The organism is Sphingomonas sp. Sph1(2015) (assembly GCF_001970915.1).
Taxonomy (GTDB): Bacteria; Pseudomonadota; Alphaproteobacteria; order Sphingomonadales; family Sphingomonadaceae; genus Sphingomonas; species Sphingomonas parapaucimobilis.
Genome location: NZ_MQUI01000034.1, coordinates 15114 through 40607 on the forward strand (window position 1 = coordinate 15114; position 25494 = coordinate 40607).

A 25494-nucleotide genomic window follows, 5' to 3' on the forward strand; every position below is an offset into this window, starting at 1 on the left:
CGCCCATGAAGAAGGCCGATATCGTCGAATTCTATCACCGGCTGGCGGAGGCGAACCCGCATCCCGAGACCGAGCTGGAATATCGCAATCCCTATACGCTGGTCGTCGCGGTCGCGCTGTCGGCGCAGGCGACCGATATCGGCGTCAACAAGGCGACCCGCGCCCTGTTCGCCGAGGTCGATACGCCGCAGAAGATGCTGGACCTGGGCGAGGATGGGCTCAAGCAGCACATCAAGACGATCGGCCTGTTCAACACCAAGGCCAAGAACGTCATCGCGCTGTCGCAGATGCTGGTCGACGACTATGGCGGCGAAGTGCCCGAGGATCGCGCCGCGCTCGAGCGCCTGCCCGGCGTCGGGCGCAAGACCGCCAATGTGGTGCTCAACACCGCCTTCGGGCAGGAGACCTTCGCGGTCGACACGCATATCTTCCGCGTGTGCAACCGCACCGGCCTGGCCAAGGGCAAGACGGTGCTGGCGGTCGAGCTGAAGCTGGACAAGGCGACGCCCGCGCCATTCCGGCTCCATGCGCATCACTGGCTGATCCTGCATGGTCGCTATATCTGCAAGGCCAGGCGGCCCGAATGCTGGCGCTGTCCGGTCGAGGACCTGTGCGCCTATCGCCCCAAGACCCCGGCCCCTGTTGCCAGGAACGGAAAAGCAGCCGCCGCATAAAAAGGACTGGCGCGGGGTGCCCCGCGATGCTAGTCGGCCAGCCCACGCACCCGTAGCTCAGCTGGATAGAGCGCTGCCCTCCGAAGGCAGAGGCCACAGGTTCGAATCCTGTCGGGTGCGCCATTTCAGTACAGAACTGCGAACCGCAAACGCCGCCGTTTCCCCGCTCGAAGCGGCGACGAGGGTTTGAAGCAGGTCCGACTTGTTTCCCATGATGCGAACCTCGTCATCGGCGACCTCGACGCGCTGGGCGAAGGCGCGCAGGTGATCTCGCCGATAGCCGCCTCCTTCGATCCGCAAGCTCCTGCGTGCCGTCTCCGAAAGGGCGTCGATCATCTCCGGTGTCACGGCCCGATCGCCGGAGCCGTCGAGTGCCATCCGTATCCGCTCGGCATCGGCCGTGGCCTGATCGCGGATCGCTTTCAGATTGGCGATCGGGTCTTTCAGTCCCACGTCGTCCAGCGCTGCGACGCCTGATTCTATCGCGTCGTAGAGCCGGTTGAGGCGCTGATCGGTTTCCGTGATTCGCCGGTTCAAGTCTGCCAGATGCTCGCAGCGGCGCTCGGCCCGTTCCTGTCGCCGGTCGAGATGGCCCGCGACCAGATGGTCGAGCTTGTCCATGCGGATCGAGCGACTTTCGCAGCCCGTCTTGCCCTGCCGCGCCTTGGTCGAGCAGGTGGAATAGCTATACTGCCCGCCATCACCATTGCTCGTGCGCAGGGTCATCGCGCCGCCGCACTTCGCGCAAAAGCAGATGCCGTTCAGCAGCGTCGGGCCATTGGAAACCCCGCGCACGCCTTGTTTGGTTTTGGTCGACCTTGCTCGCCGTCGGTTCAGTCAGAGGCGATTCGACTTGCGAAGCCCCGCAGGCTCGATCACGTTTCTCGCCATGGATCGAGAGGCGGGAAGGGTTGGCTAGAGTTTGGAACCACCATCGACGTGGATGACATCGCCCGTGATCCAACCGGCAGCGTCGCTCGTCAGGAAAGCGATCACCGCGGCGATATCGTCGGCTGTTGCAATCCGTTTGATGGATTGCAGTCCGAGCGTGAAATCATGGCCCTCCTTCGTTTCGATGAAGGTGGACATGTCCGTGGCGACGATACCAGGCGCAATGCCATTGACCCGAAGGCCTTGCTTCCCAAGCTCCGCCGCCAGTTGGATGACCAGGGTTGAGATTGCGCCTTTGGACGCTGCATAAGCGGAAAGCTCACCTACGGTCGTTCGAGCGGCCAGCGAAGAGGTGAGCACGATGCTGCCGCCTGGCGGCATCATCGGAGCAAGTTGCTGGACCAGAAAGAAGGGCGCCCTGACATTTACGGCAAACTGTTCGTCGAAGTCCTCAGCGGTCGTATTTCCCAGGCTGAGAGGCCGGCAAATACCGGCGTTCGAAACGAAAATGTCGATCTTGCCATTGGCGATCCTGCGAACGGCGGCTGACAGGCCGAAAGGTCCATCGGGCGTGCCAAGGTCGGCGCTCACCGTCTGAACACTTCCTCCTCGATCCAAGATTTCAGCAACAACATCGTCGGCCGCTTGCCCGTTCGAATTGTAGTGAACCAGCGCATGAGTGCCAGCGGATGCAAGTGCGATCGCAGCCGCGCGACCCATTCCGCGAGAGGCACCTGTCACCAAGGCTACCTTATTCTGCCGATCAGACATGGGCCGTCTCGCTTGTGATCTTCCCGGACAGCTCGAAAAAGCTTCCGTCCATCATCGTGTAGAAGGACCGAGTTGTCCTCTTTTCAAAATTGTCACAATGCACGACTGTGGATTTGTCTTCCTCCTGCCAAGATAGGATATATTCACCATTGCCTAACTCGAACCAGTTGAAGGTTGAGGTCGACAAAGTTCCCTTCATGACTCCCTCAAGGTGTTCAACCGTTACCGACTTTCCATCGGCAAGATAACTGTTACGGAACACCAGTCCGTCGCCGTAATTGACGATGAACGATCGCGCGGCATAAGGAAATTGAGTTTCGTCGGTCATCATGCATGACTCCGGTTCGAGGATTGCAACAAGGGCGCCTCCCTGCTGCGGGATGCCGAATTGCGGTTACTCGGCACGCCATTGTAGATAAATGGGCCGCAGTTCCGATCAGAGCGGACGTTGCCGTCTTCAATGGGGCCAGCTAAAGCGAGATTATGGATCATCTCGCGGGCATTTCGACCTTCGTTGCAGCCGCGGAGACGTTGAGCTTCACCGAAGCCGGACGACGGTTTGGCGTTTCCGCATCCGCCATTGGCAAGTCGATCGCTCGTCTCGAAAGTCGCTTTGGCGTCCGCCTATTCCACCGGAGCACGCGCAGCATGAAGTTGACGGCGGAGGGCGAGCTCTTGCTTCAGCGGTGCCATCGTATCCTGAGCGAACTCAAGGCCGCCGAGCATGAGTTGAGCACCACACTCGTTATGCCCAGGGGCAAGTTACGAGTGAGTGTTCCGATGATCGGAAATCTACTCCTGCCACGGATTGCCCGATTCATTGAATTTTATCCAAATGTCGAAGTCGAGATCGATGTCACCGATAGGAAGGTCGATCTCATCGATGAAGGCTATGACGCGGCCATTCGGATTGGCGATACAATAGACACTCGAATCATGAGCAGGTCGCTGGGGTGCTTTCGACAAATACTGGTTGCTTCACCGAGCTATGTGGAGCGCTGTGGCCAGCCTGCCACCGCACAGCATCTCCTTTCGCATACCCTCCTTCTTTATCGCTTCCCCAACACCGGAAAATTCGAGCAATGGCCCGTGGCGGACTTTCAGAACGTCATCGGCTCGACCAATGTGTCTAACGTCGTCTGTAATTCGGTCGAGATACTCAAATATCTCGCCCTCGAGGGGCGCGGCATTGCCTGCCTCCCCGACTTCGAGGTAGCGCAAGCGTTGAGATCGAAGAGATTGGTTGACCTTCCGCAAGAGGCAGCTGCGGCGCCGTGCACGCTAACCGTCCTTTGGCCGTCGAGTAAGCACCTCTCTCCGAAGGTGCGCGCCTTCATCGACATATTGAGTGAAGATTTTTGTTTGCCGGAGGCCTGATCGATCATCGGAAATTTGGCATGACTCATCGCGCGGACTGTCCGTGATGCCACGCGACTAACAGCCAATGATTTGAATCCAGCCGCAAAAGTTGCTTAGATATTGTCCCTTAGGTGTTCATTTCTCTAAATATGTTTCCAAATACTTTCTCGGGAATTGGGGGTTGGAGTGCCGCGATGAAGCGTTCGAGCGTCGGTACGATGAGCGTCAGGGGATCGGCGGCAGGCTGGTTCGTCTCGGGACGAGCACCGCAGCGTATATTGGAAGATCGCGGCGGTCAGCGGCGGCGTTTAGGAACGTGAGCTGCTTGTCCTGTGCCGTCGCCTGTCCCGGCTGACCGAATTGCGGCTGAAGCCCCAGCCGCCATGCCGTCCATTGCGTCGCCGCCCAGATCCTCAGGAGTATGATGGCAAAGACGGCGGCGATCTGGCCCCAGAGTATTCGGCGTCCTTGCGCAGGGGCGCCATCATCCTGTTCCGCTTCGGCGTGCCGGGCGCGAAGCCCTGGTCTACGCGCTGATAGCCATATCGCGGCTTGGCCAGAATGTGGCGCATCGGATCATCGGGGTGGCGACGACTCCAAGGCCGCGGCGTCGGCCAGGGAACCGGTCATACGACCCGATTTGTAACGCAGGTCGGCGTGTCGATCGGGGTGGGTGCGCCATCAAAAGGCACGCACGTGCAATATTAACGCATGACACCGCCGCATTCCGTCTGTTAGCCCTATGCCCATGCCCGTTTCGGCCGCCGCATCCGCCCGCGAGATCCTCGTTCGTCTGCACGACGTGATGGCGTCGCGCACCCCCGCCCAAGCCAAGCTGAACCAGGTGGTCCAGATCATCGGCGAGGCGATCGGCAGCGAGGTCTGCTCGATCTACCTCCTGCGCGAAGGCGTGCTGGAGTTGTTCGCGACGCGCGGCCTGGCCGAGGAGGCGGTGCATGTCACCAAGCTGGCGATGGGCGAGGGGCTGGTCGGCACGATCGCCGAGGATGTCGAGGTGCTCAATCTCGACGAAGCCGCCAGCCATCCCGACTTCGCCTATAAGCCCGAGACGGGCGAGGACCGGTTCCACAGCTTTGCGGGCGTGCCGATCATCCGGCGCGAGCGGGCGGTGGGCGTGCTGGCGGTCCAGCATAGCGAACCGCGCAAATATGCCGATGTCGAGATCGAGGCGCTGCAGACCGTCGCGATGGTCCTGTCCGAGCTGATCGCCAATGCCGGGCTGATCGACGCGGCGGCGGGGGCGGGGGCGCGGCCGCAGATGACCGCGACGATCCGCCTGTCGGGGCAGAAGCTGGTCGAGGGCATGGGCAGCGGCTTTGCCGTCTATCACCAGCCGCGCATCGTCGTCGAACATACGGTGGCCGAGGACATCGATGCCGAGCGCCGCCGCGTCTATGCCGCGTTCGACAAGATGCGCGAGCAGATCGACCGCATGGCGCGCGAGGCCGAGTTCGGCGTCGCGGGCGAGCATGTCGAGGTCATCGAGACCTACAAGATGTTCGCCTATGACGAGGGTTGGGCGCGCCGCATCAACGAGGCGATCGACAGCGGCCTGACGGCCGAGGCCGCGATCGAGCGGGTGCAGCAGCGCACGCGCCAGCGGATGCGCCAGATCGACGATCCGCTGCTCGCCGACCGGATGCACGACCTGGAGGACCTGTCCAACCGGTTGCTGCGCATCGTGTCGGGCCAGATGGGCACGGCGGCGCAGCTGGGCCTGCGGCAGGACACGATCCTGATCGCGCGCAACCTGGGGCCTGCCGAGCTGCTGGAATATGACCGGCGGCGGTTGAAGGGCGTGATCCTGGAGGAAGGGTCGCTGACCGCACATGTCATCATTGTCGCGCGCGCCATGGGCGTGCCGGTGCTGGGCCGGGTCAGCGACGTGCGCCGCCAGATCGCCGACGGCGACCAGCTGCTGCTCGACGTATCGGAGGGTAGTGTCCTGGTCCGGCCCTCATCGGCGATGGAGGAGGCGTTCGACGCCAAGCTGGAGCTGCGGCAGAAGCGCCGCGCGGCCTTTGCGGCGCTGCGCGACGTGCCGCCGGTGACGAAGGACGGCCACCGCGTCACACTGATGGTCAATGCCGGGCTTCGCGACGATGCCGCCGCGCTCGACACCACGGGCGCGGACGGCATCGGCCTGTTTCGCACCGAGTTCCAGTTTCTGGTCTCCGCCACCCTGCCGCAGCGCGAGCGGCAGCAGCGGCTGTACCGCGACGTGATGGAGGCGGCGGGCGACCGGCCGGTCGTGTTCCGCACCATCGATATCGGCGGCGACAAGGCGCTGCCCTATCTCAACACCGAGGCGGGGGACGAGGAGAACCCGGCGATGGGCTGGCGCGCACTGCGCCTGGCGCTGGAGCGTGACGGCCTGATGAAGGCACAGGCGCGCGCGCTGATCGAGGCGGGGGCGGGGCGCACGCTCCACGTCATGTTCCCCATGGTGTCGGAAGCGTGGGAATTCGACGAGGCCAAGGCGCTGTTCGAGGCGCAGCGCGCCTGGCTCGGCTCGCGCGGGCGTCGCCTGCCGCTCGATGTGCGCTACGGCGCGATGCTGGAGGTGCCGGCGCTGGCGGAGCAGCTCGATCTGATCCTGCCCAATGTCGACTTCCTGTCGATCGGCACCAACGACTTGACCCAGTTCCTGTTCGCCGCCGACCGCGCCAATCCCAAGCTCGCCGAGCGCTATGACTGGCTCAGCCCGTCGATCCTGCGTTTCCTGCGCCGGGTGGTCGAGCCTGCGCGCGAGGCGGGCGTGCCGGTCGGCGTGTGCGGCGAGATGGGCGGGCGTCCGCTGGAGGCGATGGCGTTGATTGGCCTGGGCATCGACCGGCTGTCGATCACCCCCGCGGCGGTCGGCCCGGTCAAGGCGATGATCCGTTCGCTCGACCGGGATGCGATCACCGCCGAAATGGCGCGGCTGCTGGCGCATCCGGTCCGCGACATGCGCGGGGCGCTTGGTGCCTGGGCTGCGACGAACGGTGTCGAATTGGCCTGATCCAGGTCAGGTGTTCGCGTTGACTTGATCCCAGCCGTCTGAAAGAACGACCGCGATCATGGGGTGGGCCATGGTCGCTTCGGAGTTGAGAATGGACGAGGTCAATCCCGGCCACGATGCCGCACCAGCGGCACCTGCCCGCGCCGGTGACGTCCTGCGCACGGCGCGCGAGGCGCAGGGGCTATCGCTGGGCGATATCGGTGCGCGGACGCGCATCCCCAGTCGCCATCTCGCGGCGATCGAGGCATCCGATTATCAGAGCCTGCCGTCGGCCACCTATGCGGTCGGCTTCGCCAAGGCCTATGCCCGCGCGGTCGGCGCCGACGAGGTCGCGATCGCGCAGGCCGTGCGCGCGGATGTCGACAAGCTGGGCCGCCGCGTCACCGAATATGTGCCGCAGGACATCGCCGATCCGGCGCGCGTCCCGTCGCGCGGGCTGGCGATCGTCGGCGTCGGCCTGGCGCTGGCGCTGCTCATCATCGCCGGGCTGTGGTACGGCACCGATCTGTTCCGCCGCGACCGCACCGCGCAAGAGGTGCCCGCCGCGACCCCGCTGACCAACAGCGCTGCGCCCGCACCCGCGCCTGCCCCCAGCCCGACGCCGGTGACGGCGGGCAAGGTCGTGCTGACCGCCAATGGCGAGGTATGGCTGCGCGTGTACGACGCCGACAATGTCACGCTGAAGATGGGCACGCTGAAGCCCGGCGAAAGCTATGAGGTGCCCGCCACCGCCAAGGGGCCGCTGCTGAATGTCGGCCGCCCCGACAAGCTGAGTGTGACGCTGGACGGCAAGCCGATCCCGCCGCTGGGCGATGGCTCGCGCGCGATCAAGGACGTGCGGCTCGATCCGCAGGCGATCGGGGCGCGACTGTCGGGGGCTTCGACCGCTTCCGCCGCGCCGACGCCGGCCGTGCGTACCCCGCTGCGCGAGCGGACGGAGCGCCGTTCGACGCGTGATACGAGCGGCGAAACGGGCGCCAACGCCCCGACGACGCCTACGCCGTCGCCGTCCTCCGCCACCACGGCTCCGGCGGATCTGTAGCAAGCGGAAATCTTCAGGCTGGAGACAGCCGGGGCAGGGCAGGGTGGCCCTGTCCCTTTCATAACCAGCCCACCGGGGGGGTGAAACCGATGCGTAACCTGTTGCTGGCCGGGGTCGCGGCCGTGATGATCCTGCCGACCGCCGCCGCCGCCCAATCCAATGTCGAGGGTCGGGTCGGCAAGCTGGAAAGCGAAATGCGCGCCGTCCAGCGCAAGGTCTTCCCGAACGGCGCGGGCGGCTATGTCCAGCCCGAGATCACCGCGCCGCAGACCCAGGCGCAGGCGCCGGGCGTTCCCGCCTCCAGCGCGCTGTCGGACCTGACCTCGCGCGTGACCTCGCTGGAGGAGCAGATGGCGGGGCTGACCGGCCAGATCGAGCAGAATGGGTATCGCACCCGCCAGCTCCAGGACCAGTTCGACGCCTATAAGCGCGCCACCGAAGCGCGGCTGAAGGCGCTGGAATCCGGCCCCGCGCCGATCGCCCCGGCGGGGCAGAGCGCGCCGCTCGACACGTCCGCCACGCCCGCCGCCGCCGCGACCGGATCGACCCGCCCGCCCAAGACCCCGGCGGCCCCCTCGGTCGTGACCGGCGACACCGCGACGGCGACCCCGGCGGCGGCGGTCGACAAGCCCTCGACCGGCGATGCGGCAGAGGACGCCTATCTCTATGGCTATCGCCTGTGGGCCGCGAAGCGCTATCCGGAAGCGGAGGCCGCACTGAAGAAGGTGGTCGCCGACTATCCCAAGAGCCGCCGCGCCAGCTTTGCGCAGAACCTGTTGGGGCGCACCTATCTCGATTCCGGCAAGCCCAGCCTCGCGTCGATGGCCTTCTACGAAAATTACAAGAAATTCCCGGACGGCGAGCGCGCGCCCGACAGCCTGCTCTATCTTGGCCAGGCGCTGACCAGGCTCAACAAGGCGGCCGATGCCTGCAAGGTCTATGACGAGTTGAGCGACGTGTACGGCGCCAAGCTGTCCACCGCGATGAAGGGCCAGATCGCCAGCGGGCGCAGCGCGGCGAAGTGTCAGTGAGGCCTATTCCTTCCCTGTAAGGGGAGGGGGACCATGCGCAGCATGGTGGAGGGGTGTCCCCCTATCGAGAGGGCGACACCCCTCCCTCCGGGCTTCGCCCAGCCACCTCCCCTTGCAGGGGAGGAATGGGGACAGCCACGAAACCCCTTGCACTGGTGCGGCGGAAGGGCCAGAGCGCGCGCATCCCTGACCAGTTTTGAGAGCATCATGGCCACCGATGCCACGGCCGCCGATCAGATTGCGCGCTTTGTCGCCGATCTGACGCTTCTTCACGATCCCCATGCCGATGCGGCGCCGCTGTTGCTGGCGGTATCCGGCGGGCCGGACAGCATGGCGATGCTGACGCTGGCGGCGGCCGCCTTTCCGGGGCGGATCGCGGTGGCGACGGTCGATCATGGCCTGCGACCCGAGGCAGCGGACGAGGTGCGCATGGTCGCCGATCTTTGCGTCCAGCTGGGCGTGCCGCATCACGGTTTGCGCCCCGAAACGCCGATCGCTGGGGCGAGCATCCAGTCCCAGGCGCGTGAAGTGCGCTACGCCCTGCTTGCCGCACAGGCTCGCGCGATCGGTGCAGCGGCGATCCTCACCGCGCATCATGCCGACGATCAGGCCGAGACCTTCCTGATGCGCGCCGCGCGCGGGGCCGGGCTGTCGGGCCTGTCGGGGGTGCGCGCCCGGACGGTGATCGCCGATATGGTGGTTCTGCGCCCGCTGCTCGACTGGCGTCGCGCCGAGCTGCGCCGGATCGTTCGCCGCGCCGAAGCCCCGTTCGTCGACGATCCCGCCAACCACGACCCGCGCCATGATCGTACCCGGTTCCGGCAGTTGCTCGATGGCCATGAGTGGCTGGGCGTGGCGCAACTGGCGCGTGCGGCGGCGCAGCTGGCCGAGGCGGATACCGACCTGCGTGCGACGGTCGACTGGCTTTGGGCCGACCGGGCGCAGATCGATGGCGACAATGTCCGGATCCAGGCCGCCGACCTCCCGCGTGAGCTGGGCCGCCGTCTGGCCCGCCGCGCGATCGGCACGGTCCGCGCCGCCGCCGGGATCGAAAGCCCGGCGTGGAGCGAGGGGAGCAATATCGAAAAGCTGCTCGAATCGCTGGCGCAGGGCAGTCGCGCGACCCAGGCGGGCGTGATCGCCAGCGTCCGCTCGGGCGTCTGGCGTTTCCGGCCCGCCCCGCCGAGGAAGACGGGCTGATCCCATTCTTCAATCCTCCCTGCGCGAAGCGCGGGGAGGATCAAGTCAGGCGCCCCGATCACAATGATCGGTCTTGTTCCATTGCCATTAACCTCGTCATGCCTATCTTGGAGGCTGAAAGGTATCCGGCACCGATGAACGACAACGACAAGCAGCAGAGCCCCGATCCCAATGGGGGCGGCAACCCCTGGATGAAGAGCCTGTTGATCTGGGTGGGCATCCTGATGGCGCTCGCCCTGTTCGTCAGCCTGTCGGGCGCGGGTTCCTCGGCGCAGAGCGGCAACCAGATCGAATATTCGACCTTCCTGGACAAGGTCGACGAGGGCACGGTGAAGACCGCGACGATCTCGCGCGAGTCGATCACCGGCACGCTGTCCTCGGGCGAGAAGTTCCGCACGACGCCTGTCCCCGATTCGCAGCTGATCCCACGCCTGCGCGAGAAGGGCGTGACCTTCACGGCGAAGACCGAGGAAGGGCCGTCCATCTGGATGCTGATGCTCTATAATTCGCTGCCGTTCATCCTGTTCATCGGTATCGCCTTCTTCGTGCTGCGCCAGATGCAGAAGGGCGGCGGCGCGAGCGGCGCGATGGGCTTCGGCAAGAGCCGTGCGCGCATGCTGACCCAGAAGGAAGGCAAGGTGACCTTCGACGATGTGGCCGGCATCGACGAAGCGCGCGAAGAGTTGCAGGAAATCGTCGAGTTCCTGAAGGATCCCTCGAAGTTCGCCCGCCTGGGCGGCAAGATTCCGAAGGGCGCGCTGCTGGTCGGCTCGCCGGGTACGGGTAAGACGCTGCTCGCCCGCGCGATCGCGGGTGAAGCGGGCGTGCCGTTCTTCACCATTTCGGGTTCGGACTTCGTCGAGATGTTCGTCGGCGTCGGTGCCAGCCGCGTGCGCGACATGTTCGAGCAGGCCAAGAAGTCGGCTCCCTGCATCGTCTTCATCGACGAAATCGACGCGGTCGGTCGCCATCGCGGCGCGGGTCTGGGCAACGGCAATGACGAGCGCGAGCAGACGCTGAACCAGCTGCTGGTCGAGATGGATGGTTTCGAGGCCAATGAAGGCATCATCATCATCGCCGCGACCAACCGCCCCGACGTGCTCGACCCGGCGCTGCTGCGTCCAGGCCGCTTCGACCGCCAGGTCGTGGTGCCGCGCCCGGACATCGACGGCCGCGTGAAGATCCTCGAAGTCCATATGAAGAAGGTGCCGCTGGCCCCCGACGTAGACGCCCGTGTCATCGCGCGCGGCACGCCGGGCTTTTCGGGCGCGGACCTCGCCAACCTCGTCAACGAAGCGGCGCTGATGGCGGCGCGCAAGGGCAAGCGCCTGGTCGCCAATGCCGAGTTCGAGGAAGCCAAGGACAAGGTCATGATGGGCGCGGAACGCCGCTCCATGGTCATGACCGAGGACGAGAAGCGGATGACCGCCTATCACGAGGCGGGCCACGCGATCATTGCGCTGCACGAACCGGCGTCGGACCCGATCCACAAGGCGACGATCATCCCGCGCGGTCGTGCGCTGGGCATGGTGATGCGCCTGCCGGAGCGCGACTCGTACAGCTATCACCGCGACAAGATGTACGCGAACCTGGCGGTCGCCATGGGCGGTCGCGTCGCCGAAGAGATCATCTTCGGCTATGACAAGGTGTCGAGCGGTGCCAGCGGCGACATCCAGTACGCCACGGGTCTGGCCCGCGACATGGTCACGAAATGGGGCATGTCGGACAAGGTCGGCCCTGTCGAATATGCCCAGCCGGAGGGCGAGAGCTTCCTGGGCTATTCGTCCAGCCAGCCGGTGCGCATGTCCAACCAGACGGCGCAGCTGATCGACGACGAGATCAAGTCGATCGTCGAGGGCGGCCTGCACCGCGCCAAGCATGTCCTGACCGAGCATGTCGACCAGCTCCACCTGCTGGCCGGGGCGCTGCTGGAATATGAGACTCTGTCGGGTGACGAGATCAAGAAGCTGATCGCGGGCGACGATATCGGTCGCGACGATCCCAAGCTGAAAGCGGCGCCGATCGCCAAGGCGGGAACCTCGATCCCGAAGACGCGGCGCGGCAACGGGCCGTTCGGATCGCCGAGCCCGTTGGGGGCGTGATCTTGCGGCCAGGCTGACGAAAGGGCCGTCCCCGGTGCGGGGGCGGCCTTTTTGTTTGGGGGGGGGCGTTTTCCCGTGGCCTTCGACTTCGGTCAGGCTGAACGGACTGGGGGGATTTGCCGCCTGGCTCTCATGGAATAGCTCCCACCCTCCTTTCAGCCTGAGCGAAGTCGAAGGCCACGCTCTCAAACCCATCCCATCAACCCTAGCCCCTGCCGTCCTGCACGACTAAGCTCCCCATCACACTCGCATAAATACCGGCACCCATGCCGGACCCGCGACCGGAGTGGAGGATGCCCGCATGACCGATATCCCCCCGAATGAATCCCTGCGCGACCGCGCGGTGCGTATCTATGACGCCTTCACCCATGAGCATCACGACCGCCGGACCCTTTTGCGCCAGATGACCGCACTCGCGGGATCGGTCGCCGCCGCCGAGGCGCTGATCCTGGGAATTTCCGCCAGTCCCGCCGCCGCCGCAATGACCGACCCCCATGACACCCGGCTGCGCATCGACCGCCGCGAGGGGATGGAGGCCGGTGCGCGATCGGCCGCCTATCTCGCCAGTCCCAGGGGCGTGAAGAAGCGGATCGGGACGGTGCTGGTCATCCACGAGAATCGCGGGCTGACCCCGCATATCGAGGATGTCACGCGGCGCGTGGCGCTGGCCGGGTTCCATGCGGTTGCCCCCGATCTGCTCGCGCCACAGGGCGGCACGCCAGCGGACGAGGATCGGGCGCGGACGCTGATCGGAACGCTCGACTATGATCTGGCGCTGGCCCAGGCGCGCGCGATGATGGCCCATGCCGCCGCCGACAAGACCGGCACCGGCCGCGTCGGGGTGGTGGGCTTTTGTTGGGGCGGGGCGTTCGTCAACCGGCTGGCGGTGGCGGCAGGCCCGACGCTGGCGGCGGGCGTGGCCTATTACGGCCCCGCACCCAATCCCGGCGAAGCGGCCAAGGTCCAGGCACCGTTGATGCTCCATTATGCGGGCAAGGATGCGCGCGTGAATGCGACCGGCGAGCCCTGGGTCGCGGCGCTGAAGGCGGCGGGGCGGCCGGTCGAGGCCTTCACCTATCCGGGTGTCGACCATGCCTTCAACAATGACAGCTCGGCCGAGCGCTATAACGCGGCGGCGGCGACCCAGGCCTGGTCGCGGACCATCGCCTTTCTGCACCGTCATCTCGATCGCGCCTGATCCCGCCCCCTCCCTTCGCCTTGGAGAGCCTGATGACCGCCGACCTGACGCTGTACACCAACCCCCAGTCGCGGGGCCGTATCGCGCGCTGGATGCTGGAGGAGACGGGGGCGACCTATGACACGGTCGTGCTGGATTATGGGACGACGATGATCGCGCCCGACTATCGCGCGATCAATCCGATGATGAAGGTGCCCGCCATCGTCCATCTCGGCCAGGTCGTGACGGAGACGGCAGCCATCTGCGCCTATCTGGCCGATGCCTTTCCCGATGCCGAGCTGGCGCCGCTGCCGCAGGAGCGGGCGCGTTATTATCGCTGGCTGTTCTTCGCGGCGGGGCCGCTGGAAGCTGCGATCACCAATCGCGCGATGGGCATGGACCCGACCCCCGAGCAGCGGCGTATGGCAGGCTATGGCGATTTCGACCGGGCTGTGGGTGTTATCGGCGCGGCAGTGGCCGAGCATCCCTATATCACTGGCGAGCGCTTCACGGCGGCGGATGTCTATCTGGGCTCGCAGCTGATGTGGTTCACCCAGTTTGGGCTGATCCCCAGGACCGATGCGATGATGGCCTATATCGGCCGTTTGCAGAATCGCCCGGCCCACCGGCGCGCCAGTGCCTTGGACGATGGCAAGAGCGCGGAAGACGCCTGACGATCAGACCGCGGCGGCGGCTCCCGCCTGTTGATGGGCAGCGCGCAGCATCTCGAGTCCCGCGGCGATGTGGTTGCCCGCCAGCGGCTGGTTCAGCGCATCCGCACCGTCCATCGCGGCCTTGGCGAAGGCGATGACCTGCTCAAAGGTGACACCATGCTCACTCATCTTCGATTCCATTTCCACCGCAACGACTCTGTTCCAACGTCCTGACGACTCGACATGTATATAATACTAAGCTGCAATAAAGTTTCGCGCGATATGCAAATAAGGCTGGTCTTTTCGAACTGCCCCCCGGCGGGACACCGGGGGGCGACTGAGCCTCAACGCATCAGCACCAGCTCCTCGGACATGGTCGGGTGCAGCGCGACGGTGGCGTCGAACTGCGCCTTGGTCAGCCCGGCCTTGACCGCGATGGCGGCGGCCTGGAGGATTTCGGGCACGTCGGGGCCGATCATGTGCAGCCCGACCACGCGGCCGGTGTCGCCGTCGCATACCATCTTGTAGAGCGCGCGTTCCTCGCGGCCCGCCAGGACATTCTTCATCGGGCGGAAGTCGGAGGTATAGACCTGCACCGACCCCAGGGTCTGGCGCGCCTGCGCCTCGGTCATGCCGACGCCCGCCATCGGGGGATGGCTGAACACGGCGGCGGGGATGCAGTCATAGTCGACACGGGTCGGCTTGCCGCCGAACACGGTGTCGGCAAAGGCCTGTCCCTCGCGAATGGCAACAGGGGTCAGCTGAACCCGGTTGGTCACGTCGCCGACCGCATAGATGCTGGGGCAGGTCGAGCGATTGTCCTCGTCCACCTTGATCGCGCCATGATCGTCCAACTCGACACCGGCCGTCTCCAGCCCCAGGCCATGGGTATTGGGAAGGCGGCCGGTCGCGAACATCACCAGGTCGACGATCATCGGCTCGTGGTTGGACATGGATACCTTCAGGCAGCCATCGTCCATCTTCTCGATCCCCTCGAACGTCGCGTCGAAGCGGAATTCGATCCCCTTCATCATCGAGATCTGGAGCAGCCGGTCGCGGATCGTCAGGTCGTAACCGCGCAATATGTCCTTGCTGCGATTGATCAGCGTGACGTGCGCGCCGAACTGGTGGAAGACGCCCGCAAATTCATTGGCGATATAGCCCGCGCCGGCGATCAGCACACGCTTGGGGATGGCGTCCAGATGGAACGCCTCGTTGGAGGTGATGCCATGCTCGTGACCGGGGCAGGAGGGGACGGCCGGATGCGCGCCGACCGCGATCAGGATGCGTTCGGCGGTCTTCTCGGTCCCGTCGGCCAGGCGGACGCTGTTGGGGCCGGTGACGACGGCGCGCTGGTCGATGATCTCGACATTGTGGCTCTCCAGCGTCTTCTTGTACGCGCCGTTCAGCCGGTCGACTTCCGCCAGCACATTGTCCCGCAGCGTTTGCCACGAAAATTCGCACTCGCTCGGCACCTGCCAGCCGAAGCGGCGCGCGTCCTTCAGATCCTCGGCGAAATGCGCGCCATAGACGAGCAGCTTCTTGGGCACACAGCCACGAATGACGCAGGTGCCGCCGACCCGATATTCCTCGGCCACCGCCACGCGCGCGCCATGTGCCGCCGCGACCCGCGAGGCGCGCGTGCCCCCCGACCCTGCACCGATGACGAACAGGTCATAGTCATACTCAGCCATGGGAACGGTTTCTCCGGGAATTGGGGGCGGTTCAGCCGCCTGAAAGCATAACGGGGGACGCCGAGCCAAGTTCAGCGTCCCCCTGACAGTGATCGGAAATGATGTTCATCCTTCCCGCTTGCGGGGAGGGGGACCATGCGAAGCATGGTGGAGGGGGCGTTCCACAAAGGATATCCTGTGAGGAAGCCCCCCTCCGTCAGGCCTGCGGCCTGCCACCTCCCCGCGAGCGGGGAGGACAGTTATTCGCCAAAAGCCCGCTTGATCAGGTCCTCGGTCGAGGGGTCGAACTCCTGCCCGCCCTGATCGGCCGCCTTGGCCATTTCCTTGCCCAGCTCGACGCCGAACTGGTCGAAGCTGTTGATGCCGAGCAGCACGCCGTTCACGAACACGCGATGCTCGTAGAATGCGATCAGCGCGCCCAGCGTGCGCGGGTCGAGCGTATCGAGCAGGATGGTCGAGGACGGACGATCGCCCGAATAGCTGCGCGCGGGGTCATCGGCCTGTTTGCCCTTCATCAGCGCGGCGCCCTGCGCAAAGGCATTGAGCAGCAGCTGGCGATGGTGATCGTCGCTCAGCACATCGCCCGGCTCGATGACCGCGATGAACTCGACGGGGACGAGGTGCGTGCCCTGGTGGAGCAGCTGGAACACCGCGTGCTGCGCGTCGGTGCCGACCCCGCCCCAGGTGATGGCGGCGGTGGGACGGCCGACCGGCTGGCCGTCGACGGTCACGCCCTTGCCGTTCGACTCCATCTCCAGCTGCTGGAGATAGGAGGGCAGGAGGCGCAGGCGCTCGTCATAGGCGAAGGGCGCGCGCGTCTCGGCATGGCGGACCTGGGTGTAATAGAGGTCGGCAAAGGCGGCGAGTGCGGGTGCGTTCTGGCTAAGGTCGGTGAGGCGGAAGTGGCGGTCCATCTCGGCCGCCCCCTCCAGCAGTTCCTCGAACGCATCCCAGCCCAGGCCCAGCGCGGCGGGGAAGCCGATCGTCGACCAGAGCGAATACCGACCGCCGACCGATTCGGCGAAGGGCAGGATGCGCGTCTCGTCCACGCCCCATTCCACCGCCTTTTCCGGGTTGGCGGTCAGCGCGATCACCTTGCCATAGGGATCCTCGACACCGCTCTCGGTCATCCACTGGAGCGCCGAGGTGGCGTTCAGCATCGTCTCGGTGGTGGTGAAGGTCTTGGAGGCGACGACCAGCAGCGTGGCGGCGGGGTCGAAGCGTTTGAACACCTCCTCCAGCGCGACGCCGTCGACGTTCGAGACGATCGCCACGTCGTAACGGTCGCTGTCACGGCCCAGCGCGTCGACCAGCAGGTCGGGGCCGAGCGCCGAGCCGCCGATGCCGATATGCAGGACATGGCGGATCGGGCCGAGTGCCTCGGCCTCGATCGCGTCGATCAGCGCGCGCATCCGGGCGTGCGACTGGCGCGCGGTGGCGACGCTTTCGGGATTGCCCTCGCCACGCTCGGCGGTGTGCTCGACCGCGCGGCCTTCGGTGACGTTGACGACCTCGCCGCCGAACAGCGCGTCACGCTTGGCGGCCAGCCCGCTCGCCTTGGCGAGGTCGGCGAAGGCGGTGACGGCCTCGCGGGTGAGGTGCGTCTTGGACCAGTCGAAATGGATGCCCGCCACGTCCAGGCTGAGCGAGGCCAGCCGGTTGGGATCATTCGCGAAAAGATCGAGAAGCGGGGTCTGCGGGAGCGATTCGATCGTCGACCAGTCGGCAGCCATGATGCCTGTTCCTTCCTTGCGCGTGCCCCGAAGGGCTTCCCTCACGGCGTTAGCCAAAGCGGGCGGGCAAAGCCAAGCCTTAGATTGGTATGGTGGGGCAGGGCGATGCCGGATATTAAAGATCGATCCGTCGCGGTGCCTCGACGATGTCGCCCATGCCGCCGACACGCTGCCCCGCGCATTGCAGAATGCGTTCCGACGCGAAATGCGGTTTGCGGCAGCGTGGCTCGACCCGGATACGACTTAGGTCCGATGCGCGATAGACCGAGATAGCGCTTGGACCAAGGCAACGTCTTCGCGCCGATTAATGCCGTACCTGCCCACGCTTCCGGTGACCATGGCCGCATCCATTTGTGGTTGCGGCGGTATGATGCGTCGTCAATGACATATTGCAAGGTTTTAGATGTAATCGTCCTAATGCACGGCTGAACGCGGAATTAGGCCCAATCGACATTCAGCGCGTGTTGTCTTCATTCCTCCCCTGCAAGGGGAGAGGGACCAGCGAAGCTGGTGGAGGGGTGTTCCGGTCGCGATCGTTGACCCGCCTGTTCCAGCGGGACACCCCTCCGTCAGGCCTTCGGCCTGCCACCTCCCCTGCCAGGGGAGGAATAGATGAATGTCGATCGGCCTTAGTGTTTTGCCTTACCGATGCTTCCCCGCCACCGGATCGCGGACCACGCCGATATTGGCGAAGCGCTTCGGTTCGGCGGGGTGGGGGGCGGGTTCGGCGAGTTCGCGCTGCCAGTAGCCGACGTCGATCCAGCGGCCATGCTTGTGGCCGACTTCGCGGAAGACGCCCGCGCGGCGGAAGCCGACGGCTTCGTGCAGCTTGATCGAGCCGTCATTGGGCAGCGCGATCACGCCCATCGCCTGGGTGAAGCCTTGCGCGGTCAGCGTGTCGACCAGTGCCTCGTACAGTAGCCGCCCGATGCCCGAACGCTGCGACACGTCGGCGACGTAGATGGTCGTCTCGACCACCCAGCGATAGGCCTCGCGCTCGCGGAAGCGCGCGGCATAGGCATAGCCGATCACCGCATCTTCACGGCCTTCTTCGTCGGCCAACGTCGCGACGATCCAGGGATAGAGGCCGTCCGCCCCCTCCATCCGCGCGCGCATCGTATCGGCGTCGGGGGCCTGGGTCTCGAACGACACGACGCCCGCCAGCACATGCGGCGCATAGATGGCGGCGATGGCGGCGGCGTCATCGGGGCGGGCGGCGCGGATGGCGATCATGGGGCTTTGCGTCTCCTGAAGCGATGAGACTGGGTAGCGCGGGGGGCCGTGCTGCGGAAGGGGCCAGCATTCTTTGCCTTTTGCGCCAAGTCCCCCATCCGTTCGCACTGAGCGAAGTCGAAATGCACGCCCCGCGCTTGAGGCGAGGGCGTCCCTTGGCCTTCGACTTCGCTCAGGCTGAACGGGAGTGGGGGAGGCTGGGCATTGTCTGCGCGTAAAAGTTACAGCCCCAGTCGCGCGATCAGCAGGTCGAGCAGCCGCTCGTCGCTGGCCGTGCCCACCGGACCCAGCGCGCCGCACTCCAGGCATTTCGCCTGGACCGAGCCGCCCCGCGCCAGCCGCGCGACATCGCCCAGCGCGCGCGCTGCCACCGCGCGGCGTTCGGCCGCCGCGATGGCGAAGACGTCGCCGCCCTGCTGGCTGTCATCGTCGCTGTCGAACCCTTCGACCAGCGTCGCGGCAAAGCCCGGCTTCTTTTCCAGATATTCGGCATGGACCTTGGCCGGGTCCAGCTTGGCGCGGCGGGCGGCCTCGGCGATGGCGTCGGACAGGTTGCCGAAGCGGTCGACCAGTCCGATCTGGCGCGCGGTGCCGCCGTCCCAGACGCGGCCCTGCGCGATGGTGTCGACCTTTTCGGGCGTCATGTGGCGCGATTGGGCGACGCGGGTCAGGAACTGGCGATAGCCATTCTCGATCCCCGCCTGCAGGATGGTGTCGAGCATCGGCGTCGTGCCGCCCAGCACGTCGGGCTGGCCGGTCAGCGGCGTGGTCTTCACCCCGTCGGTGGTAACGCCGATCTTGGCGAGCGTATTCTCGAAGGTCGGGATGATGCCGAAGATGCCGATCGATCCGGTGATCGTGCCCGGCTCGGCGAAGATCAGGTCGGCCGGGGTCGACACCCAATAGCCGCCCGACGCCGCGAGGCCACCCATCGAGACGATGACGGGCAGCTTCTGCCGCTTGGCCTCAAGGATCGCCTGGCGGATTTGTTCGGAGGCCAGCACCGAGCCGCCCGGCGAGTCGACGCGGACGACCAGCGCCTTCAGATTCTTCTTGGCAAGGCCGTCGAGCAGTGCCTTGGACACCGTCTCACCCGCCGCGGTGCCGGGGCCGGCCTCGCCATCGACGATATTGCCCGCAATGGTCAGCACGCCGATCGCATCGCCCTTGGTCGGCAGCGGGTTCGCCTTGACCCAGGCGGCATAGGAGATGGTGCGGAACGCGCCTGCGGGCTTGTCCGCCTCCGCTCCCGCAATCTCGGCCACGCGCTTGCCGAAGGCCAGCTTGTCGCCCAGCTTGTCGACCAGGCCGGCCTTCAGATTGGCATCGGCGATGCTGCCGTTCGCGGCGAGCACGGCGCGGTCGGGCTGGGTCAGGAAGGCGTCGATCTGCGCCTTGGGCCGGGCCTTGGCGACCGCTTCGCGCCACTGGGCGAACAACGTGCCGTACAGCGCTTGCGACGCGGCGCGCGCATCGGGGCTTTGGTCGCTGCGGATATAGGGTTCGACAAAGGATTTGAACTTGCCGACGCGGTAGACATGGGTGGTGACGCCCAGCTTGTCGATCAGGCCCTTGTAATAAAGCTGGTTGCCGCCGGGGCCAGTGAACAGCGTGCCACCCAGCGGATTGACCCAGATCTCGCTGGCATTGGCCGCCAGGCGATAGGCGCCGTCGGTATAGGCGGTGGCATAGGCCAGCACCGGCTTGCCGCCTTTACGGAAGCGCTGGATCGCGTCGCCGACCTCTTGCAGGGTCGCGGGGTATGCGCCGCCGAACGCATCCAGGTCGAGGACCAGTACCTTGACGCGGCCATCGTCCTTCGCCGCGTCGATCGCGCGGACGAGATCGCGCAGGCGATATTGATGCGGCACGCTGCGCCCCGACAGCATGGCGAGCGGGGCGATCGCCTCGGGCTGTTCGACGATCGGGCCGTCCAGCTTCAGCAGCAGCGCGCCGTCGGTGATCGCTTTGGTCCCCGGCCGGGCGTTGAGCGCGGCGAAGATCAGGCCGAAGAACAGCAGCATGGCGGCCAGCACCAGGAAATCCTTGATGCCGACCAGCAGCCGCCACGCGCCCCGGACCAGTCGCCACCCGCTGCGCCGTCCGGGCTTGCGCCCCGGTCGGCTGAAATCCTGGTCGAGCGGAGAGGCGGGCGGAAGCGCGTCGGCGCGGGCGTCGGTCATTCCCTATCGCTACCCCAGCGACGAATGCTCGGCAATGGTCCGTGTTAGCGAGCCAATACGCGGGGCGGGCGGCCCCGATTTTGTTCCCACCCGCGCCACGCTTCGTCGAAATTTTTTGCAGGCGGGCGTTGACGCCCTGAATGCCCGTTCACATATCCGGGGCGTTGGCACTCGCATGGCTCGAGTGCCAGAAAAGTGTAACACGCCAGATTAAAGGGACATGGCAATGAACTTTCGTCCGTTGCACGACCGCGTTCTCGTCCGTCGCGTCGAGGCCGAGGAAAAGACGGCTGGCGGGATCATCATCCCGGATACCGCCAAGGAAAAGCCCCAGGAGGGCGAAGTCGTCGCCGCCGGTTCGGGCGCGAAGGCCGAAGACGGCAAGGTCACGCCGCTGGACGTGAAGGCGGGCGACCGCATCCTGTTCGGCAAGTGGTCGGGCACCGAGGTCAAGGTGAACGGTGAAGACCTGCTCATCATGAAGGAATCGGATATCCTCGGCATCATCGGCTGAGCGACCGGTTTTCCTCCCGTTTTTTCTGACATTCTATTGAAAGGGTAGCCACCATGGCAGCCAAGGAAGTCAAGTTTTCGCGCGACGCGCGTGAGCGCATCATGAAGGGCGTCGACATCCTCGCCGATGCCGTCAAGGTCACGCTGGGGCCGAAGGGCCGCAACGTCGTGATCGACAAGTCGTTCGGTGCCCCGCGCATCACCAAGGACGGCGTTTCGGTCGCCAAGGAAATCGAACTGAAGGACAAGTTCGAGAATATGGGCGCGCAGATGGTGCGCGAAGTGGCGTCGAAGACCAACGACATCGCCGGTGACGGCACCACCACCGCGACCGTCCTGGCCCAGGCGATCGTCCGCGAGGGCATGAAGTCGGTCGCGGCCGGCATGAACCCGATGGACCTGAAGCGCGGCATCGACATCGCCGTCGCCAAGGTGACCGAGGACATCAAGTCGCGCTCGAAGCCCGTGTCGGGTTCGTCGGAAGTGGCGCAGGTCGGCATCATCTCGGCCAATGGCGACCGTGAAGTCGGCGAGAAGATCGCCGAAGCCATGGAGAAGGTCGGCAAGGAAGGCGTGATCACCGTCGAGGAAGCGAAGGGTCTCGATTTCGAGCTCGACGTCGTCGAAGGCATGCAGTTCGACCGTGGCTACCTGTCGCCCTACTTCATCACCAACCCGGAAAAGATGACGGTCGAACTGAACGACCCGTACATCCTGATCCACGAGAAGAAGCTGTCGAACCTGCAGGCGATGCTCCCGATCCTGGAAGCTGTCGTCCAGTCGGGCCGTCCGCTCCTGATCATCGCCGAGGACATCGAGGGCGAAGCGCTGGCGACCCTGGTCGTCAACAAGCTGCGCGGCGGCCTGAAGGTCGCAGCGGTCAAGGCACCGGGCTTCGGCGATCGTCGCAAGGCGATGCTGGAAGACATCGCCATCCTGACCGCGGGCGAGCTGATCTCGGAAGACCTGGGCATCAAGCTCGAGACCGTTACCGTCGGCATGCTGGGCACTGCCAAGCGCGTCACGATCGACAAGGACAACACCACCATCGTCGATGGTGCGGGTGAAGCCGACGCGATCAAGGGCCGCACCGAGGCGATCCGTGCGCAGATCGAGAACACCACCAGCGATTACGACCGCGAGAAGCTCCAGGAGCGTCTGGCCAAGCTCGCTGGCGGCGTCGCCGTCATCAAGGTCGGCGGTGCGACCGAGGTCGAGGTCAAGGAGCGCAAGGACCGCGTCGACGACGCGCTGCACGCGACCCGCGCGGCCGTCGAAGAGGGCATCGTCCCCGGTGGTGGTACGGCGCTGCTGTATGCGACCAAGGCGCTGGACGGCGTCAAGGGCATCAACGACGACCAGACCCGTGGTATCGACATCGTTCGCAAGTCGCTGACCGCGCTGGTTCGCCAGATCGCCCAGAACGCCGGTCATGACGGTGCGGTCGTGTCGGGCAAGCTGCTCGACCAGAACGACACCTCGTTCGGCTTCAACGCGTCGACCGATACCTATGAGAACCTGGTGACGGCTGGCGTCATCGACCCGACCAAGGTCGTGCGCACCGCGCTCCAGAACGCGGCGTCGGTCGCAGGGCTGCTGATCACCACGGAAGCCACCGTGGCCGAGCTGCCCGACGACAAGCCCGCCATGCCCGCCGGTGGTGGCATGGGCGGCATGGGCGGCATGGACTTCTAAGTCGGATCGGGGACCGGCGGGGCAACCCGCCGGGAACCGGACCGGCCTTGTCCTTGCGGCACAGCCAAAAGAGGGCCTGGGGAGCGATCCCCGGGCCTTTTTTTTGTCTGTTCAGTTATCCCACCGATCGTTCAGCCTGAGCGAAGTCGAAGGCCACGCGACTCGCTTGGCGCTAGGCCGGGTCGTGCGCTTCGACTTCGCTCAGCGTGAACGGTGGTTGGGGGTGAGGCCTACTTCCCAGGATCACGCCGGGTGCCGCGCTCCCTACATCCGTTCAGCCTGAGCGAAGTCGAAGGCCATGGGACTCTCCGGGGAAGACGGCGGGGCGTGCGCTTCGACTTCGCTCGGTGGGAACGGGGTGTGATGGTCGGGGGGCGATAAAAGGCCCCGCACCCCGCAGGCCCCGTACCCCGGCGAAGGCCGGGGTCCAGTTTCGGTGCGCTCGAGGTGGCGCTGGACATGGCGTGGAGGCAAAACCTACGCACATCGTCACGGCCTCCGCCGGGTACGGAAGGCGGCATGGAAAAAGGCGGCCGGACCTTCGCCCGACCGCCTTTTCCGTAATCCGAAAGTCAGACCCGCTTACGCGCCCGCGTTCTTCAGCGCCGCCTGCACGTCCGGCCAGCTGACCGCGCCCTTCAGCGGCTTGCCGTTCAGGATGAAGGTCGGCGTGCCCGTCACGGTGCCGTCGGCACCGCGATCCTGGGTCTGCTTGGTCAGGCGGTCGATCTGCGTCATGTCGCTCAGGCACTGGCGCGCCTTGGCTTCGGGAATGCCGCGCTGCTTGACGAAGTTGATGAGGTCCATCTGGTCGGCCAGCGCCTTGATGACGTCGACCGGCTTGGCGTTCTGCAGCGCCTTCTGCTGCTCGGGGCTCATCGCCTGGAGCTTGTCGTTGAAGCCCTGTTGCGACTGGTACATCTGTTCCAGCACCGGGAAGAAGGTCGCCTCGCCCGCACAGATGCCGAGCAGCGCCGGGGGAAGGTCGGGCGCGCCGTGGATCAGGAATTCGCGGAATTCCCAGCTGACCTTGCCCGACTTGACGTAATTGTTCGTCAGCGGCTCATACCCCTCGCGCGCGAAGGCGCCGCAGGCCGGGCACAGGCGCGAGCCATATTCGACCAGCTTGATCGGCGCGTTGGGGTTGCCCATCACATAGCCCTCGGCGGTCTTGCTGACGACCTGGGTCCAGTCCTGGCCCGCGGGCGCAGCGACCGCGGGCAGCGGCGAAGCGGCCGGGGCGCTGCTGTTGGCGTCGCCATTGCCGCCACCACAGGCGGCCAGCGCCAGCGGAAGGGCGAGGAGGAGGAGACGAGACTTCATCGACATATGCTCCGAAGGAAAAGAAGGATTTAGCGGGCGCCGCCTGCGCGCAGCAGCGGCAGCAGCTTGTCCCAGGTAAAGACGCCCATGGCCTGTTTGCCGTTGATGAAGAAACCGGGCGTGCCCTCGATCGAGTCGGGGGCGGCGGTGGTCATCGCGACGATCCGGTCGGTGGCGGCCCGGTCCGACAGGCAGGCGGTGATCTGCGCATCGCTCAGCCCGGCGCTCTTGCCGATCGCGGTCAGGCCCGATCCGTCTGCCTCGGCACGCATCTGCGCGGCGGCGGGATAGGCGGCGATCCGCTGGCCATTGGCCTGGTCGAACTCCATGCCGCGCTTCAGCCAGTCGCGCTGCTGCGCAAAGATCGTGTCGCTCAGTCCGGCAAATTTGCCCGCCCCGCCGCAGCGCGCGATAAGGGCGGCGGCCAGGTCCAGCCGGTCGCGGATGAAATGGCGGATCTCGATGCTGGTCGAGCCCGACCGAACCATCTGTCCTTTCAGCACGGGGGCCGATTCGGTGGTGAAGACGGCGCAATGCGGGCAGGTATAGCTGACATATTCGACCAGCTTCACCCGTGCCGCCGGATTGCCGATGACATAGGCCCCGGCGGGCGTCTGGGTGATATGGCTCGCCCAGTTCACGCCCTTGTGCTGGGCCTGGGCGGACTGGGCCGAACCGGCGGCCACCGCAAGGCCGAGCGCGGCCAGCGACAGGAAAAGACGCATCACGACACCTTGGGAAGGCCGCGCGTCGCAGCGACGCCCGCGGCAAGCGATTCGAGCACGGCGCGAAGTTCCGGGTCCGCGATCTGGCGCAATCCGTCACCCATTTCCGGCGGCACCGGCTGCGGCTTGGGCGGGGCGGCACGACGCGGCGCGGCCATGGGCAGTTCGCCCTGCCGGATCTGGAGCCGGGCAACTGCGGGATAACCGAAGAAGCGGTTCACCCGTTCGATGATCTCGGGCGCGATATGCTGCATCATCGGCGCGTGCGCCCCGCGCACGACCAGGGTCAGCACGCCGTTCTGCTTCTCGCCCTGCGGGAAGCGAATTGATTCGGGCGCGCTGGCGGTGGACAGGCGGGGGCCGACGATATCGGGCCAGCGGCTGACGATCGCGCTCTGCACGAAGCCGAAGCGGCGAAAGGCCGCGCCGCCGATGGCGGGCAGCAGTTCGGACACCGCGCGGGGGCGGTTGGA

Annotated in this window: 22 protein-coding genes, 1 tRNA gene and 1 pseudogene; 13 read left to right on the forward strand and 11 right to left on the reverse strand. The window is 65.8% G+C overall.

Going from position 1 to position 25494, the window contains the following annotated elements:
* The first annotated feature begins 5 nt into the window (after nt 1-5).
* From nth to BSZ14_RS20080, 3 genes are all read left to right on the forward strand, one after another.
* Entirely contained in the window at nt 6-674 is a 669-nt protein-coding gene (gene nth / locus BSZ14_RS13475) for an endonuclease III (RefSeq protein ID WP_076711307.1), read from the forward strand.
* A gap of 46 nt (nt 675-720) precedes the next feature.
* Nucleotides 721-797: transfer RNA gene (locus tag BSZ14_RS13480), tRNA-Arg, on the forward strand.
* Between the two features lie 63 nt (nt 798-860).
* Nucleotides 861-1151 (forward strand): hypothetical protein, encoded by a 291-nt coding sequence (locus BSZ14_RS20080; RefSeq protein ID WP_076711308.1) that lies wholly within the window; start codon nt 861-863, stop codon nt 1149-1151.
* A gap of 120 nt (nt 1152-1271) precedes the next feature.
* On the opposite strand, the pseudogene BSZ14_RS20215 reads toward BSZ14_RS20080, so the two are convergent.
* From BSZ14_RS20215 to BSZ14_RS13505, 3 genes and pseudogenes are all read right to left on the reverse strand, one after another.
* Nucleotides 1272-1469, reverse strand: a pseudogene (locus BSZ14_RS20215) (zinc ribbon domain-containing protein); the annotation flags it as partial.
* 120 nt (nt 1470-1589) lie between these two features.
* Nucleotides 1590-2336: an SDR family NAD(P)-dependent oxidoreductase gene (locus tag BSZ14_RS13500; RefSeq protein WP_076711310.1), complete on the reverse strand. Its 747-nt coding sequence runs from the start codon at nt 2334-2336 to the stop codon at nt 1590-1592.
* Nucleotides 2329-2667, reverse strand: a complete 339-nt coding sequence (locus BSZ14_RS13505) for a MoaF-related domain-containing protein (protein WP_198930520.1) — start codon at nt 2665-2667, stop codon at nt 2329-2331. Before BSZ14_RS13505 ends, BSZ14_RS13500 begins: the two co-directional genes overlap by 8 nt.
* Nucleotides 2668-2819: 152 nt before the next feature.
* Between BSZ14_RS13505 and BSZ14_RS13510 the strand changes: the two genes are divergently transcribed.
* From BSZ14_RS13510 to BSZ14_RS13545, 8 genes are all read left to right on the forward strand, one after another.
* The gene (locus BSZ14_RS13510; protein WP_076711311.1) at nt 2820-3713 is read left to right on the forward strand and encodes a LysR family transcriptional regulator; all 894 of its coding nucleotides are present in this window, start codon (nt 2820-2822) and stop codon (nt 3711-3713) included.
* Nucleotides 3714-4443: 730 nt separating this feature from the next.
* Nucleotides 4444-6717: a phosphoenolpyruvate--protein phosphotransferase gene (gene ptsP / locus BSZ14_RS13515; protein WP_076711324.1), complete on the forward strand. Its 2274-nt coding sequence runs from the start codon at nt 4444-4446 to the stop codon at nt 6715-6717.
* A 91-nt stretch (nt 6718-6808) separates the two neighbouring features.
* Nucleotides 6809-7759, forward strand: a complete 951-nt coding sequence (locus tag BSZ14_RS13520) for a helix-turn-helix domain-containing protein (RefSeq protein WP_076711312.1) — start codon at nt 6809-6811, stop codon at nt 7757-7759.
* A gap of 89 nt (nt 7760-7848) precedes the next feature.
* Nucleotides 7849-8790 (forward strand): tetratricopeptide repeat protein, encoded by a 942-nt coding sequence (locus tag BSZ14_RS13525; protein WP_076711313.1) that lies wholly within the window; start codon nt 7849-7851, stop codon nt 8788-8790.
* A gap of 207 nt (nt 8791-8997) precedes the next feature.
* Nucleotides 8998-9990 carry a tRNA lysidine(34) synthetase TilS gene (gene tilS / locus BSZ14_RS13530; protein ID WP_076711314.1) on the forward strand — a complete coding sequence of 331 codons (993 nt, stop codon included), beginning with the start codon at nt 8998-9000 and terminating at the stop codon, nt 9988-9990.
* Between the two features lie 134 nt (nt 9991-10124).
* The gene (gene ftsH / locus BSZ14_RS13535; RefSeq protein WP_042484174.1) at nt 10125-12092 is read left to right on the forward strand and encodes an ATP-dependent zinc metalloprotease FtsH; all 1968 of its coding nucleotides are present in this window, start codon (nt 10125-10127) and stop codon (nt 12090-12092) included.
* A gap of 301 nt (nt 12093-12393) precedes the next feature.
* Nucleotides 12394-13290 (forward strand): dienelactone hydrolase family protein, encoded by an 897-nt coding sequence (locus BSZ14_RS13540; protein ID WP_042484176.1) that lies wholly within the window; start codon nt 12394-12396, stop codon nt 13288-13290.
* Nucleotides 13291-13322: 32 nt separating this feature from the next.
* On the forward strand, nt 13323-13943 hold the full coding sequence (locus BSZ14_RS13545) for a glutathione S-transferase family protein (protein ID WP_076711325.1): 621 nt from the start codon (nt 13323-13325) through the stop codon (nt 13941-13943).
* Between the two features lie 3 nt (nt 13944-13946).
* On the opposite strand, the gene BSZ14_RS19710 is transcribed toward BSZ14_RS13545, so the two are convergent.
* From BSZ14_RS19710 to sppA, 5 genes are all read right to left on the reverse strand, one after another.
* Complete coding sequence (locus BSZ14_RS19710) at nt 13947-14111, reverse strand: hypothetical protein (RefSeq protein WP_157013564.1); 165 nt, start codon at nt 14109-14111, stop codon at nt 13947-13949.
* Between the two features lie 155 nt (nt 14112-14266).
* Nucleotides 14267-15616, reverse strand: coding sequence for a glutathione-disulfide reductase (gor, locus tag BSZ14_RS13550; RefSeq protein ID WP_076711315.1), 1350 nt, complete (start codon nt 15614-15616; stop codon nt 14267-14269).
* A 239-nt stretch (nt 15617-15855) separates the two neighbouring features.
* The gene (gene pgi / locus BSZ14_RS13555) at nt 15856-17349 is read right to left on the reverse strand and encodes a glucose-6-phosphate isomerase (RefSeq protein WP_076711316.1); all 1494 of its coding nucleotides are present in this window, start codon (nt 17347-17349) and stop codon (nt 15856-15858) included.
* Nucleotides 17350-17991: 642 nt separating this feature from the next.
* Complete coding sequence (locus tag BSZ14_RS13560) at nt 17992-18582, reverse strand: GNAT family N-acetyltransferase (RefSeq protein ID WP_076711317.1); 591 nt, start codon at nt 18580-18582, stop codon at nt 17992-17994.
* A gap of 221 nt (nt 18583-18803) precedes the next feature.
* Nucleotides 18804-20765: a signal peptide peptidase SppA gene (gene sppA, locus BSZ14_RS13570; protein WP_083748258.1), complete on the reverse strand. Its 1962-nt coding sequence runs from the start codon at nt 20763-20765 to the stop codon at nt 18804-18806.
* A 226-nt stretch (nt 20766-20991) separates the two neighbouring features.
* On the opposite strand from sppA, the gene groES reads away from it, so the two are divergent.
* Complete coding sequence (gene groES / locus BSZ14_RS13575) at nt 20992-21279, forward strand: co-chaperone GroES (protein ID WP_042484184.1); 288 nt, start codon at nt 20992-20994, stop codon at nt 21277-21279.
* Between the two features lie 53 nt (nt 21280-21332).
* A complete protein-coding gene (gene groL / locus BSZ14_RS13580; protein ID WP_042484186.1) occupies nt 21333-22973 on the forward strand; it encodes a chaperonin GroEL in 1641 nt (546 codons plus the stop codon).
* A gap of 582 nt (nt 22974-23555) precedes the next feature.
* Here groL and BSZ14_RS13585 read toward each other — a convergent pair.
* From BSZ14_RS13585 to BSZ14_RS13595, 3 genes are all read right to left on the reverse strand, one after another.
* Nucleotides 23556-24296: a DsbA family protein gene (locus BSZ14_RS13585; protein ID WP_042484361.1), complete on the reverse strand. Its 741-nt coding sequence runs from the start codon at nt 24294-24296 to the stop codon at nt 23556-23558.
* Nucleotides 24297-24325: 29 nt separating this feature from the next.
* On the reverse strand, nt 24326-25021 hold the full coding sequence (locus BSZ14_RS13590) for a thioredoxin domain-containing protein (RefSeq protein WP_052811392.1): 696 nt from the start codon (nt 25019-25021) through the stop codon (nt 24326-24328).
* On the reverse strand, nt 25021-25494 hold a 474-nt coding region (locus BSZ14_RS13595), incomplete at its 5' end, for a DUF721 domain-containing protein (protein ID WP_241823760.1). The genes BSZ14_RS13590 and BSZ14_RS13595, both read right to left, overlap by 1 nt.

Excerpts from the sequence above, each read along its gene's own strand:
- nth (WP_076711307.1), top strand. The coding sequence starts at position 6 with ATGAAGAAGGCCGATATCGTCGAATTCTATCACCGGCTGGCGGAGGCG.
- BSZ14_RS13500 (WP_076711310.1), bottom strand. The coding sequence starts at position 2,336 with ATGTCTGATCGGCAGAATAAGGTAGCCTTGGTGACAGGTGCCTCTCGC.
- BSZ14_RS13505 (WP_198930520.1), bottom strand. The coding sequence starts at position 2,667 with ATGATGACCGACGAAACTCAATTTCCTTATGCCGCGCGATCGTTCATC.
- BSZ14_RS13510 (WP_076711311.1), top strand. The coding sequence starts at position 2,820 with ATGGATCATCTCGCGGGCATTTCGACCTTCGTTGCAGCCGCGGAGACG.
- ptsP (WP_076711324.1), top strand. The coding sequence starts at position 4,444 with ATGCCCGTTTCGGCCGCCGCATCCGCCCGCGAGATCCTCGTTCGTCTG.
- BSZ14_RS13520 (WP_076711312.1), top strand. The coding sequence starts at position 6,809 with ATGGACGAGGTCAATCCCGGCCACGATGCCGCACCAGCGGCACCTGCC.
- BSZ14_RS13525 (WP_076711313.1), top strand. The coding sequence starts at position 7,849 with ATGCGTAACCTGTTGCTGGCCGGGGTCGCGGCCGTGATGATCCTGCCG.
- tilS (WP_076711314.1), top strand. The coding sequence starts at position 8,998 with ATGGCCACCGATGCCACGGCCGCCGATCAGATTGCGCGCTTTGTCGCC.
- ftsH (WP_042484174.1), top strand. The coding sequence starts at position 10,125 with ATGAACGACAACGACAAGCAGCAGAGCCCCGATCCCAATGGGGGCGGC.
- BSZ14_RS13540 (WP_042484176.1), top strand. The coding sequence starts at position 12,394 with ATGACCGATATCCCCCCGAATGAATCCCTGCGCGACCGCGCGGTGCGT.
- BSZ14_RS13545 (WP_076711325.1), top strand. The coding sequence starts at position 13,323 with ATGACCGCCGACCTGACGCTGTACACCAACCCCCAGTCGCGGGGCCGT.
- BSZ14_RS19710 (WP_157013564.1), bottom strand. The coding sequence starts at position 14,111 with ATGAGTGAGCATGGTGTCACCTTTGAGCAGGTCATCGCCTTCGCCAAG.
- gor (WP_076711315.1), bottom strand. The coding sequence starts at position 15,616 with ATGGCTGAGTATGACTATGACCTGTTCGTCATCGGTGCAGGGTCGGGG.
- pgi (WP_076711316.1), bottom strand. The coding sequence starts at position 17,349 with ATGGCTGCCGACTGGTCGACGATCGAATCGCTCCCGCAGACCCCGCTT.
- BSZ14_RS13560 (WP_076711317.1), bottom strand. The coding sequence starts at position 18,582 with ATGATCGCCATCCGCGCCGCCCGCCCCGATGACGCCGCCGCCATCGCC.
- sppA (WP_083748258.1), bottom strand. The coding sequence starts at position 20,765 with ATGACCGACGCCCGCGCCGACGCGCTTCCGCCCGCCTCTCCGCTCGAC.
- groES (WP_042484184.1), top strand. The coding sequence starts at position 20,992 with ATGAACTTTCGTCCGTTGCACGACCGCGTTCTCGTCCGTCGCGTCGAG.
- groL (WP_042484186.1), top strand. The coding sequence starts at position 21,333 with ATGGCAGCCAAGGAAGTCAAGTTTTCGCGCGACGCGCGTGAGCGCATC.
- BSZ14_RS13585 (WP_042484361.1), bottom strand. The coding sequence starts at position 24,296 with ATGAAGTCTCGTCTCCTCCTCCTCGCCCTTCCGCTGGCGCTGGCCGCC.
- BSZ14_RS13590 (WP_052811392.1), bottom strand. The coding sequence starts at position 25,021 with ATGCGTCTTTTCCTGTCGCTGGCCGCGCTCGGCCTTGCGGTGGCCGCC.